Below are 12,625 nucleotides of genomic sequence, written 5' to 3'. Positions count from 1 at the left end.
CGCCGGGCAGGGCACCGGCCAAATCTGGACCGCCACCTCCGGAGCCGTCGCCTCCGGCAGCCCCGCCGCGGTCACCGTACCTGCGGGCATGCTGGTAGACGGGTGGAAGGTGCGCTGGCGGGCCCGCGCGGCCAACACCACCGCCGCCACCACCTCGGCGTGGTCGGCATGGCAGACCGCCACGATCGACGTGCCCAACCCGACGGTCGACGCCTTCCAGGTCACACCCTCCGCTCAGGTGAACGGCACCACGGTCGCCACCAGCCTGACCCCGACCCTGCACACCACCGCCACCGACCCCGCAGCCCAGCCGGTGCGGGTGGAGTTCGAGGTGGAGCACGCTTCGGACGCCCCGGCAGGGCAGGGTACAGGCCAGATCTGGACCGGGAGCGCCGACAGCGTCGCCTCCGGCACCCAGGCCGACCTCACCCTGCCCGCAGACAAGTTAAGCGACGGGTGGAAGGTGCGCTGGCGCGTCCGCGCCGTCAACGCTGCCACCACGATCGGCTCACCGTGGTCGCACTGGCAGCCGTTCACCGTGGACCTGCCGGATCCGGTCTCGGAACCCGCCGTTGGCCCGATGCAGGTATCCCCCTCCCGACTGGTGGACGGCGCCACCGTCACCTCCTCCCTCACCCCCTCTCTACTGGCCCAGGTCAGCTCCGAGTGGCCAGCACGGTCTCTGACCGTGCTGGCCCAGAGGGGTCTGGATGGGATTTTCGCAGGTTGGAGGTGATCGCATTATCGCCTTCACTCTATGGACTCTGAAGTGAATGCGAAGGAGTTGGACGTTGGACATGTCACGGTCGGTTCCGGCAGGTAGTCAATGGGATCTCCTGGAAGAATATTCATTGAACGGTAACTTCGATGCGACATGGATAGATACGGAGGATATTGAAGAGATCGCGCAGCGCTTCCGGGCAAATCCGGATTCTGGAACTCTTTGTGATCTCAAGAGGTCATTCGAGTTGGTTGATAATGAGGTAGGGCATACTATGACCTGGATCGGAGTACATTCTCCGGGCTGGTCTGTCGCTGTCACCATGAGTGGGACCCTTCCGTTTCGACCGGAAGCGAGTGCTGGAGGAAGGCGCATCATCACCCATTCGCATATGGCTTACATTTATGAGCTAGCCGATGAGGGAATGCTCTACTACCACGATGGAGAGCTCATAGGCACGCTGGGTGCGATCGAAGAGTTCCAGGATTACACGAGCGACCTGGAAGTGGGCTGGGACGTTGGGTTGCAGGTGACGGTGGAGAGTTTCCTTACCCTGGCGGGGCGGATCACAGGTCGGTTCCTGGACCGGGACTGGTTCGCGGCGTCGCGCGTTCTCTACCGTGTTCCCCGGGATGCCTGGTCTCGCTGATCGAGTCTGCTTCGGCTTGATCACGCAGCGGGGTGTGGCTGTCACGGCTGTGCGCTGACATTGGACTGCACAGCGGTACGTCGACCTGGACAGAAACGAAGTCGCGCAAGGTTTTCTGGGCGTTCGGGCGGAAGAGCGTGTTGTGTGGAGTCAAGGCAGGGTGCCCTTCAACGGGGGAGGGTGTGGTGGATCTGGGGGCGGAAGTGGGCGTGGGGGACGCCGGTTTCGGGTGAGCGGAGGAGGTGGCCGGCGGTTGGGCCGGCGAGGAAGTCGAGGAGGGTGGAGACGGCGGGGGAGCGGTGAGCCGGGGCGAGGGCGGTGACGTACCAGCGGGTTTCCAAGGGGGTCGCCGAGGTGGGGACGGTGGTGAGTTCGCCGCGCCGCATTTGGGGGGTGACGAGGTGGGCGACGGCGGCGGCGTTCCAGGCGGCGGTCTGGTTGGGCAATCCCTGCACCTGATGTTGTGCATGGCGGGACGAATCACAAATCGGTTTCTCGACCGGGACTGGTTCGCGTCGACCCGGACCCTCTACCGCATTCCCGAGGGGACGTGGAATGAAGATCGGTAAGCTTGTCCGTAATGACACCTATATCGTGCAGTGCTTCATGTTGCACACTTCTTGCTGATCTTCCTCCTGTCTTGGATCCTGCGAATAAGAAGCCCTTCGCGGGCGAACGGAAAAGAGTTCTCCCAGGGGCATGGGCCTGGAGGGCGGTTGCCCCTGGGAGCCTGTCCATGCTCCCAGGGGCGGCTGGGCCGCCATAGGGCGGTGCCGGCGGGGAAGAAGCGGGTCAGGCTGAGAGACACGCTCTTCCGTTGAGCCACAGACCCATGGTTGGAGGGTCTGGAGGGATTCGAACCCCCACCCTTGTTCTCTTCGCCCGCGTCCTTCTGCCGGTCACTCGGCGGCGAATGCTGAATCTGGAGCGAGAGTCTCAGTTTGATCGGCCGTCGTGACACCGGGGTGTCCGCCTCTTGCCGCGAGCAGTGCGGCGGAGGCGTCGACGGCCTTGCGTGAGTCTGACGTTCAGTTTCAGCTTTTGCGCTTTCGCGCACCCCGGCGCTCCAGCCGGGGGGTCTTCTGTGTCACCCGAGAAGGTAGTCGAACACCGCCTCGCCCACCCTCTGGTCGGTGACCTCGACGCCATTGGCCTCTTCGCGGGCGAAGCGGACGGCGTCCTGCAGTTTGCCGACCCGCGCGGTGAGTTCGCGGACCCGGGCGGCCGGGAGGGCGCCGGAGAAGGACACCTTGGTCCAGTGCCCGACGACGATGTCCTCGTGGTAGACCTCCACCTGGGCCGGGTGCTTCTCCGTGGCCTCGGCCTTTACGTGGTTGCGGGGGACCTTCTTGGTGCGGACGGTCTTCACCGTGTCGGTCCTGTAGGCGTCGGTCGACGGGTCGAGCGCCCAGGTCTCCGCGGGGTCAAGGGTCGGCAGCTTCGAGATGAGGGTGTGCAGTTCGGTGAGTTGCTTCTCCAGGAAGAGAAGGTAGGTCACCGGCACGTTCGTCAGGAGCGTCCGCCCGTCGACCGCGACGTCGGCTTTGGCGGCGGTGTTCGCCCAGTCCTTGGTAGCGGTCACGTCGAAGAGACGGGTGAGCGCCGTGGCGGCCTCCTGGAGGGTCTCCTCTACCTTGAGCTGCACTCTGGAGGACTCGGCGGGGAGCTGTTCGCCTTCGTCGTCGACCGGCTGGTAGGTGCGGGAGATCCCGGACAGCAGCGCGGGCTTCTGGAGCCTCTGCCGAATGTCGGCGATGCTGCGCTGCGCGGCGGACTTGACGCCCTTTTCCACGGCGAGGATCTGATTGAGCTTCGTGGTCACGGTCCGCCCCTCCTTCGAGAACGTTGCAGACGCAGGGAAGATCGTATAGCTCCGCCGGAAATGCGTGCATCCGGATTTCCGCGAACCTTGAGGCGATGTTGAAGCATGCGCCCTTGGAGCAGTCTGACGATGGGTGGAGGAGGTGGCGGGCATATGTTGCCCTTAATCGCTTCGCCGGGGATCGTTAGGCTCGGCCGATCTGGAGGTGTTCAGGTGAAGGTCACGGGAAACGCGCTGATCAGGGTGGACAGGGACAAGGTCTGGGCCGCGTTGCAGGACCCGGCTGTGCTTGTGCGCACGATCCCCGGGTGCAGCAAGCTTGAGGCGATGGGCCAGGACGCCTACCGCATGACGGTCAGTGCCGGGGTGGCGTCGGTCAAGGGTGTCTACCAGGGTGAGGTCGTGCTGGCGAGCCCCGAACCCCCCGACCGGTTCGTGCTCAAGGCCAAGGGGCAGGGCGCGCCGGGCACGGTCGACGCCACGGTGAACGTACGGCTGAGTGAGGCCGATGGGGGCACGCGCGTCGACTACGACGCCGAGGCCATTGTGGGCGGCATGATCGGCGGCGTGGGGCAGCGCATGTTGACGACGGTGGCGAAGAAGACCGCGGGAGAGTTCTTCTCCGCGGTCGAGGGACACCTGCTCGCCCCGGCCGAGGAGGCCGTGCCGGTCGGCGCCGCCGTACCCGAGGCCGCTCCCGAAGCCGCTTCCGCCGTCCCAGTGGCCAGTACGGCGGAGGCCGCGCCCGGCCAGGTCTTCGAACGCCCGGCGGCCATCCGCCCGTGCGCCACGCCCACGCAGGTGCCCCCGTGGACCATGCTCGCCGCCTTCGGCGCCGGGGCGGGCATCGCCCTCGGCAGCGCGGCGATCGGCTGGCTGCTGGGCCACGGCTACCGCCGCAAGTAACCCCCGCGGGTGGCACCCCGGGAACGGGCCGCCGCCGGTCGGTCCGGACCCTGGACCGACCGGCGGCGGCAGGGGCCGTGGCGTGCCGCGGTGAAGCGCTGCCCCGCGCTGCGGCACCCCACGGGCTCACGTCCGGCGGAAAGCTTCCGCCCGGACAGCCTCATCGGCGCGACGAGAATTATCCCGCGTTCAAGGGATCTTCTCGACATGCCGGGCGCTGAGGGGGTGTACGGATGGGCCCGCGTGGCGCTTCCTACGGTGATCGGCGATGCCGGTCTCGCTCAGCGCCGGGTCAGGGTCCAGGTGCCGTCCGCCTTGACGGAGACCAGGCGCGTTCCGGACTCCAGGATGGCTTTGCCCTTGTAGGAGCCGATCTGGTTGAACAGCAGGTCGGAGAAGCCGCTCGTCGTCTTCGTGTACGTCTGCACGATGAAGTTGCTCTCCCCCGAGTGAGTGGCCCGCACGGTGCGCAGGCCGCGGGAAGGCGTCATCTTCAGCACCTGGTCGCCTTGGCCTTTGACGGTCCCGGCGCACCAGCAGCGGGCCGCCGACAGCGGTTTGAACGCGGCCGTCCACGCGCCGTCGGCCTTGATCTCCAGCGCCGACATGCCCTTGGTGCCGTAGGACATGTTGTAGAGGACCGTGCCCTTGTACGTCCCAATCTCGTTGACCAGGAGGTCGTCCTTCTTTCCGCGCGAGTTGATCGCGGAGACGATGAAGTTCGATTCGCCGTTGTGGCTGAAGCTGATGATGCCGGGCGTCTTGGTGGCGCGGACGCGGATGACTTGGTCGCCCTCGCCGCGATAGGTCTTGCCGGCGGCGTTCGCCGCGGCGTGTGCGGGGGTGACCGCGGCGCCGCCGGTGAGGGCGGCTGCGGCGAGGGTGAACACGGCGATCAGTCGGCGGAGCATGCGTTTCTCCTCGGGGGGTGTACGGCTGGAGCCGGCGTCCTCTGTGAAGCCGTTCACCGCGGAGGGAGGTGAGCCTCACAGTCGAAGAAGGCGCCGAATGGCGTTGATCCGAGTAAAGCAGATGTGAAGTCAGCGCACAACAAATAGATGTTGTTGACAGATGTCTGACGCAAGTCGTACGGTGCAGTGCACACCGACAAGATCAAGGGATTGCCGTCAACCTGCAGAGGCGGCCCGGCGGAGCTGCGAAACTGCATGTGCGGCACGTGGGTCCCTCACATCGGTGCCGAGCGCGGTCGTCGTCGACGCCGCATAAGAGGTGATCTCAGGCGAGGAGTGGATCGTGCCGACTGCGACGGCGGAGCAACTGGCGACCGGTGTCCTTGTTGCCGTGCGCGGCAAGCGCTGGGTGGTCTCCGAAGTGGAGCCGGGGCCGGCCGGCACGCTGGTCAGGCTGCAGAGCGTGGAATACGGGCGCTACGGGCACATGCTCGATGCCATCTGGGAGGTCGAGCCGAGGACCGCGGTGCTGTCCCGGGGAACGCTGCCCGACGTGACGGAGACCGGTTTCGACGCGCCGGAGAAGCTCGCCGCGTTCCTCGACGCCGTGAGATGGTCGGCGGTCACCTCCGCCGACGTCAAGACACTCCAGGCGCCGTTCCGCTCAGGAGTGGCGATCGAGAGCTACCAGCTCGAACCGGTCGCGAGAGCTGTGGACGCGCCGCGCGTCAACCTGCTGCTCGCCGATGACGTCGGCCTCGGAAAGACCATCGAGGCAGGGCTTGTAGCCCAGGAACTGCTGCTGCGGCAGCGCGCCCGGCGCATCATGGTGGTCTGCCCGGCCGGGCTCACCATCAAGTGGAAAGACGAGATGGCCGAGAAGTTCGGCCTCGACTTCACCATCGTCGACAGCGAGCGCTGCGCCATCGTGCGGCGTGCGCGCGGCTCGGCGGCCAACCCCTTCGAGGTCTACCCGCTGACCATCGTCAGCCTTCCGTGGCTGCGCGGGCGCAAGGCGCAGCGCCTGTTGAGCGAGGTGCTGCCTCAGGGAGAGCCGGGCACCAAGCGCACCTTCGACCTGCTCATCCTGGACGAGGCCCACCACGTGGCCCCGGCCGCGCCCAAACAGGCATACGCCGTAGACTCCCAACAGACCCGGCTCATCCGCAGGCTGGCCCCTCATTTCACCCACCGCCTGTTCCTCTCGGCGACCCCGCACAATGGCTACCAGGCCTCTTACACGGCCCTGCTGGAGATCCTCGACAACCAGCGTTTCGCGCGAGGGGTCGATCCCGACCGCAAGGCCGTCGAAGAGACACTGGTCAGACGGCTCAAGACCCAGGTCACGGATGACGAGGACCGGCAGCGTTTCCTCAAACGCGTCGCCAAGGCGCTCCCAGTGGCCTATCCGGTGGAGGAACGCGAGATCCACGGGCTCATGAAGCAGTTCTCGGAGTTGCGCGCCGCGCGAATGCGGCGCAAGAACGGGCGTAGGTCGGCCGATCTGGTGACGCTGCTTTTGAAGAAACGGCTGTTTTCCAGTCCCGCCGCGTTCGCCCGCACGATCGACGTCTACCTGGCCACCGTCCGGTCCACGGCCCAACCTGATGGGCCTGATGGGAAGGTCGCACGCGAGCCGGACGACGCCTGGATCGCGGACTTCATCGACGAGAGCGCGATCCTCGACGACGAACCTCTCGCCGAAGCCGAGAACGACGCGGTCGTCCGCGTCGGCTCAGGGGAGGGCGGGCCGACCGAGGCCGAGGTGGATGTCCTGCAGCGCATGCGGGCCTGGGCGCTCAAGCACCAGGCCAAGCCCGACGCCAAGGCCCGCGAACTGCTTGAATACCTGCGCGCGGTCTGCATGCCGGAGGGCGGCCGGTGGAGCAACGAGCGGGTTGTGGTCTTCACGGAATACCGTGACACGCTCGACTGGCTGGAGAGGCTGTTCCACCAGGAGGGGCTGTCCGGCGCAGCCGTCGCGACAATGCACGGAGGCAAGTCCGCCCAGGAGAGAGAGATGGTCAGACTCGCCTTTCAAAAGGACCCCACCGAGCACAGGGTGCGCATCCTGCTCGCGACCGACGCCGCGGGCGAGGGCATCGACCTGCAGGATCACTGCCACCGGCTGGTCAACTACGACATCCCGTTCAACCCCAACAAGCTTGAGCAGCGCATCGGTCGTATCGACCGCTACGGCCAGCGCCACGTGCCGGAGATCTATCACTTCGTCGGAGTCGGTTGGGACAAGGCCGCCGACTCCAGCGAGGCGGACCTGGAGTTCCTCGCGCGGGTGGCCCGCAAGATCGCACAGATGGAAACGGACCTCGGGCCGGTCAACGCCGTGATCTCCGACCGTGTCCAGCGCCGCATGCTCGGCGAGCACGTCTCCATCGACAATGTCGACGAGGAGACCCCGAGGCCGGATGTCCCCGCGGAACGGGACGTCAGGGAGCAGACCCGCAGACTCCGCGCCGACCTCGTCAAGACCGTCGATGAGCTGCGCATCATCCCAGACAACGTCAAGCGCGTCGTCGACACCGCACTCGACCTGGCCAGGCAGCAGCCGCTCGCCGTACACATCGACGATAAGCACCTCGTCGAAGGCCTTTGGACCGTCCCCACGCTCACCGACTCGTGGGAGCGCGCCGGCGCGGGACTGCTGGAAAGGGCCACGCGCGAGGGACAGGAGCTGCGCCGCCGTCCGGTGACCTTCGACCCGGAGGTCGCCGCGCAGTGCCGCGACGACGCGGTGCTCGCCCATCTCAACCATCCGCTGGTCGAGATGTCGACCAGACTGCTTCGGGCGGCCATCTCCGACGAGAAGATCGGACTGCGCCGTGTCACCGCCGTCGTCAGCGACGATCCTGAGCTGGAGACCACGCTCATCGGTGCGTACTCCACCTTCGTCCTGGTCGGCGGCGACGGCGTACGGCTGCACGAGGAAGTCCTCCACGCCGGGGGCTTCGCCCCGCCGAACGGCCGCTTCCGCCGGCTGGAGAATCTCACCACGCTGCGTCGCATCCTTGACCGAGCCCTTGGTGACGGCCTGCCCGCCTCTCCGCAACTCCAGGCCCGCCTGGCCGAGCAGTGGCCGAGAATGCGCGAAGGCGTGCGCGCCGCGATGCGGTGGCGTGGCGACACGCGGGGCGAGTCCTTGGCCAATGCGCTCGCCAAACGCCAGGAAAGCGAACAGCACCGCATCATCGACAATCTTGAGCAGTTCGCCGCCACTCTGCGGACCAAGCTCGCCGAAAACCAGGAGGACGAGGAGGACGCCTTGTTCAGCCGGGCTTCGGTGGAGAAGGACGCCAAAGAGCTCGCGCAATACCGGCAAGACAGGCAATCCTGGGAGAACCGCCTGGCACAGCTCGCCGAGGAGCGCGACCGCGAGCTTGAAGCGATCGCCGCACGCTACCGCGATCCACAGTCCCACCGCTTCCCCGTCGCACTGGTCTTCGTCGTCCCCGAGCGAGAGGCTGCAACCCGATGAGCAAGGCGTTCCGCAAGGCCCCCGACCCGAGCCGTGCCCACCTCGACTGGCTCGCCATGATCGACGTGTCGGGGCCCTTCCTGAGCCTGCCTGTGCTCCGTGCCGTCTGGCCCGACCTCGACCCGCTCGACACGCAGGCCCGCGAAAACCTCCGCTACCAGCACGGCATCTGGCAGTCCGGTGGCCCGGTCCGTGAATGGATCACGCACTGCCTGCGCGATCTGCTGGAGTGGGGCGACGCCCTCCACAGCGGCGGCCTCGACTCGCTTGCCCTCCACGTGCCCGAGCACGACACCACACTCACGCCCGACTTCGCGCTCGTCGAACCCGGCGAGTCGGCTAAACCGGACACCACCCGTCTGCTGGGGCTGATCACGACCGGTCACCCCGCCGGCCGCATCAAAGGCTCGGAGTGGGCCGCCACCCCCGTCGACCGCCTCGCCCAGCTCTGTCGCGCCCACAATGTCGAACTCGGGCTCGCCACCGACGGCCGCGCCTGGGTCCTCGTGTGGGCCCCTCGTGGAGCCGTCACCACCACCGCCGCCTTCGACGCCGTCGAATGGCACTCCCTGGCCGAACGTCCGGTCGTCCGCGCCTTCATCTCCCTGCTCCGCCGCAGGCGCTTCTTCTCCGTACCCGACGAGCAGACCCTGCCGAAGCTTCTCGCCCAGAGCAAAGGCTCTCAGGAAGACATCACCGAGGCCCTTGGCGTACAGGTGCGTCAGGCAGTCGAACTGCTCGCCACCGCCCTTGGCCGTACGGCTGAAGCCGAACGCCGCCGCGGCGGCGACGGCCTCCCCGCAGGCGCCACTCCGCACGACGTCTACCGGGGCGCGGTCTCGGTCATGATGCGCATCGTCTTCCTGCTCTTCGCCGAGGAAAACGGCTTGCTGCCCGCCGACAACGACCTCTATCTGCGGTCCTACTCCGCGGGGCGGCTCTGCGAAGAGCTCGAACAGCAGGCCCTCGAAGGAAGCGAAGAGGAGCTGGAGAGCTCCTCGGCCGCGTGGTTCCGGTTGCTCGCCCTGTTCAACGCTGTCTACGCGGGTGTCGACCACCGCGCTCTCACCATGCATGCGCACGACGGCTCGATGTTCGATCCCGCGGCGCACCCCTGGCTGTCGCTCCCCGTCGACGACCGCACCGTGCTGCACATGCTGCAGTCGGTGCAATACGTGTGGATGAGCGCCGGTCGCCAGCGGAGGAACCGCAGCGTCAGCCTGCGTGATCTCGCCCGACGCGACAGCGCCAAGAAGGGCGAACGCCGCAAGCTCAGCTTCAGATCCCTCGACGTCGAGCAGATCGGCTACGTCTATGAGGGCCTGCTGTCCTTCGACGGACGCTACGCCACCGACACCGTTGTCGGTCTTGTCGGCACCGAAGGGCAGGAGGAGGAGGTCAAACTCCGTGACCTCGAACGCCTCGCCGCACAGGGCGACCTCGCCGCCGCCCTCGCCGACCGCTACAAGGATTCCGGCATCGGCACCGCGGGAGCGCTGGAGAAGGCCCTCGCCTCTCTCGACCAGGTCGAACGCGAACAGGCCGAGCGGAAGCTCCTCGCCGTCACCGGCGGCGACGCCGCCGGTGTCGAACTGGCCAGGCGGCTCCTGCCGTTCTACGGCGTCATCCGCGCTGACCTGCGCGGCCTGCCTGTGGTGTTCCGCAACGGAGAGGTCTACGTCACCGAGTCGTCCCTGCGCCGCAACACCGGCACCCACTACACCCCGCGTGAGCTGGCCGAACAGGTCGTCGAAGGTGCCCTCGAACCGCTGATCTACACCGTCGGTCCGCTTCAGACCGCCGACCGCTCCGCATGGCGGCCGAAGACCTCCGCCGAGATCCTCACTCTCAAGGTGGCCGACATCGCCATGGGCTCGGCCGCCTTCCTCGTCGCCGCTGCCCGCTACCTCGGCAACGCTCTCGTCGAAGCCTGGTCGCGCGAAGGCGACGCCCGCGCCGCCGCCTACCTCGACACCGAGCCCGCAGCCGGGGCCGAAGTGGACCCCGTTGTCATCGAAGCTCGTCGGCTCATCATCGAACACTGCCTGTACGGTGCCGACATCAACCCGATGGCTGTGGAGATGGCGAAACTGTCGCTGTGGCTGGTCTCCATGGACCCCCGCAGGCCCTTCACGTTCCTCGACGACAGGCTCGTCTCGGGTGACTCGCTGCTCGGCATCACCTCACTCGACCAGCTCGAAGTGATGCACATGGACCCGGTGAAGGGGCGCAAACTCCAGTCGGAGGGGGTGGTCGTCGACTTCACCACCGGCATCCGCGAACTCGTCGCCGACGTCGCCGCAGAGCGGCGACGCATCGCCGACATACCCCTGGGTGATGACCCGCCGGCGGCGCTGGCCATGAAACGCGCGCTTCTCGCCGACATCGGAGTGAAGACCGCACGCGTACGGCTGTTCGCCGATCTGGCCGTCGGCGCCGCCCTGGCCCACGCCGATCGGGGCGACAGCGGTCTGCGGGACGGGTCGCTGCACGCGGCCAACCTGGCCCGCAAGGTGCACGAGGGCACCGCGGACGAGGCCGAGGCGCGGGACAAGGCGGACGAATGGCTCGCGGTCGACCAGGTCACCGGGTCCTTTGATCGGGTGCCCATTCACTGGCCACTGGTGTTTCCCGAGGTGTTCGAACAGGGCGGATTCGACGCGGTCATCGGCAACCCTCCGTTTCTCGGTGGATCGAAAATTACTGGAAATTCTGGTAGCTCGTATCGCGAGTACCTGGTAAGGGCGGTAGGTGGCGGCAAGCGCGGCAATGCCGATCTGGTGGCATACTTTGTTCTTCGTGCCCATAGTTTCCTTGCGGAAATCGGTCAGACAGGGCTCATTGCCACTAACACGCTCGCGCAGGGAGATAGCCGGGAAGTTGGACTGGACCAACTGGTGGTGCAGGGTTTTGTCATTCGCAAGGCAATAAAGAGTCGCCCGTGGCCGTCGAAGAGTGCCACCCTCGAGTATTGCGCTGTATGGACAAGCCGTAAGTCGTTGGGCGACGCTGCTGGCCGCGATATCGACGGCCTCAGCGTGAGGGGCATCACGACCTCTCTCGAAGCTGAGTTTAGGGTGTTCGGCAAGCCGTACCGCTTGGCTTTCAATGAAAATATTTCCTTTGGCGGGTCGAAGCCCGATTCGTTGGGATTCACTATGCCAAATGACGCTGCCGCTCTTCTTGTAGAGAAAAATGTGCGGAATTCGGAGGTGCTTTTCCCTTACGTTAATGGCCAGGACTTGAATTCGCGTCCGGACCTGTCTTGCAGTCGGTGGATTATAAATTTCCATGACTGGAGCGAAACTCGGGCGAAAGGCTTTACTGAAGCCTACGGCCAAGTGTTGCGGATGGTTAAGCCGCAGCGCGAAAAGAATAATCGAAAGGTTCGGCGGGAGCGCTGGTGGCAATTTGCGGAGCGGGCGGTTGCTCTCTACAAGGCTATTGCCGGGTTGGATCGAGTGTTTGCAATAACTCGTGTAAGCAAGACGGTGATGCCGGTCATGCTGCCCACGGGGCAGGTTTTCAGTGAGGCGATGATAGTTTTCGCGTCCGAGGACACCGCGATGCTGGCCTTGTTGTCCAGCGCCCCCCACTACTGGTGGGCCGTCGCACACGCCTCCTCCATGAAGGCCGACCTCCGCTACACCCCTTCTGACGTTTTCGAAACCCTTCCCCTGCCCGGGCTCACGCAGGAGATGCGCGATCTGGGGGACCGGCTGGACACGTTCCGCCGTGACCTCATGCTGTCCCGCGACCTGGGCCTGACCAAGACCTACAACTTGGTCCACAGCCCCGACAACAAGGACCGCGATATCGCCGAGCTCCGCGAAATCCATAAGGCCGTCGACGAGGCCGTGTGCCGTGCCTACGGCTGGGACGACCTGATCGACCAAATGGCCCACGGCCACTACGACCTGGGCCGGGAGATCCGCTACACGGTGGCTCCCGCCGTACAGCGCGAGTTCGTGGACCGGCTCCTCGAACTTAACCACGAGCGTTACGCCGAGGAAGTGGCGAGGGGCCTGCACAAGAAAACAGCCGGCAAGGCGCCGGGCAAACCGAAGGCGCGTAAATCCGCGGCCGGTGGCGACGCCGTACAGGAGACGTTGCTCTAACAGAG

At 66.1% G+C, this 12,625-nt stretch carries 8 protein-coding genes; 5 read left to right on the top strand and 3 right to left on the bottom strand.

From position 1 onward, the window contains the following. Together BLQ73_RS32025 and BLQ73_RS30870 are read left to right on the top strand one after the other, a co-directional pair. The coding region (locus BLQ73_RS32025) for a hypothetical protein (protein WP_176955213.1) at nucleotides 1-736 on the top strand (736 nt) is incomplete at its 5' end. Between the two features lie 55 nt (nucleotides 737-791). After that, nucleotides 792-1,370, top strand: a complete 579-nt coding sequence (locus BLQ73_RS30870) for a hypothetical protein (RefSeq protein ID WP_143020075.1) — start codon at nucleotides 792-794, stop codon at nucleotides 1,368-1,370. 167 nt (nucleotides 1,371-1,537) lie between these two features. Here BLQ73_RS30870 and BLQ73_RS01725 read toward each other — a convergent pair whose 3' ends face one another. Continuing rightward, complete coding sequence (locus BLQ73_RS01725; protein ID WP_093167474.1) at nucleotides 1,538-1,816, bottom strand: hypothetical protein; 279 nt, start codon at nucleotides 1,814-1,816, stop codon at nucleotides 1,538-1,540. A 641-nt stretch (nucleotides 1,817-2,457) separates the two neighbouring features. Beyond that, nucleotides 2,458-3,192, bottom strand: coding sequence for a DUF7873 family protein (locus BLQ73_RS01720; protein WP_093167472.1), 735 nt, complete (start codon nucleotides 3,190-3,192; stop codon nucleotides 2,458-2,460). A 213-nt stretch (nucleotides 3,193-3,405) separates the two neighbouring features. Between BLQ73_RS01720 and BLQ73_RS01715 the strand changes: the two genes are divergently transcribed. Next, nucleotides 3,406-4,098, top strand: a complete 693-nt coding sequence (locus tag BLQ73_RS01715; protein WP_093167470.1) for an SRPBCC family protein — start codon at nucleotides 3,406-3,408, stop codon at nucleotides 4,096-4,098. A 281-nt stretch (nucleotides 4,099-4,379) separates the two neighbouring features. Here the strand turns inward: BLQ73_RS01715 and BLQ73_RS01710 are convergent, their stop codons facing one another. Further along, a complete protein-coding gene (locus BLQ73_RS01710; protein ID WP_093167468.1) occupies nucleotides 4,380-5,009 on the bottom strand; it encodes a hypothetical protein in 630 nt (209 codons plus the stop codon). Nucleotides 5,010-5,352: 343 nt separating this feature from the next. Here BLQ73_RS01710 and drmD point away from each other — a divergent pair, with 343 nt between their 5' ends. Then, complete coding sequence (drmD, locus tag BLQ73_RS01705) at nucleotides 5,353-8,502, top strand: DISARM system SNF2-like helicase DrmD (RefSeq protein ID WP_093167562.1); 3,150 nt, start codon at nucleotides 5,353-5,355, stop codon at nucleotides 8,500-8,502. Further along, complete coding sequence (locus tag BLQ73_RS01700; protein ID WP_176955212.1) at nucleotides 8,499-12,620, top strand: Eco57I restriction-modification methylase domain-containing protein; 4,122 nt, start codon at nucleotides 8,499-8,501, stop codon at nucleotides 12,618-12,620. The genes drmD and BLQ73_RS01700 overlap by 4 nt, the downstream gene beginning before the upstream one ends. Nucleotides 12,621-12,625: the final 5 nt, after the last annotated feature.

It is taken from the genome of Sinosporangium album (assembly GCF_900100605.1).
Lineage (GTDB): Bacteria > Actinomycetota > Actinomycetes > Streptosporangiales > Streptosporangiaceae > Sinosporangium > Sinosporangium album.
This window is presented reverse-complemented; position numbering and strand designations above follow the sequence as displayed.

What these genes read in the sequence shown, in the direction of transcription:
- BLQ73_RS01700 (WP_176955212.1), top strand. Translation starts at nt 8,499, where the DNA reads ATGAGCAAGGCGTTCCGCAAGGCCCCCGACCCGAGCCGTGCCCACCTC.
- BLQ73_RS01710 (WP_093167468.1), bottom strand. Translation starts at nt 5,009, where the DNA reads ATGCTCCGCCGACTGATCGCCGTGTTCACCCTCGCCGCAGCCGCCCTC.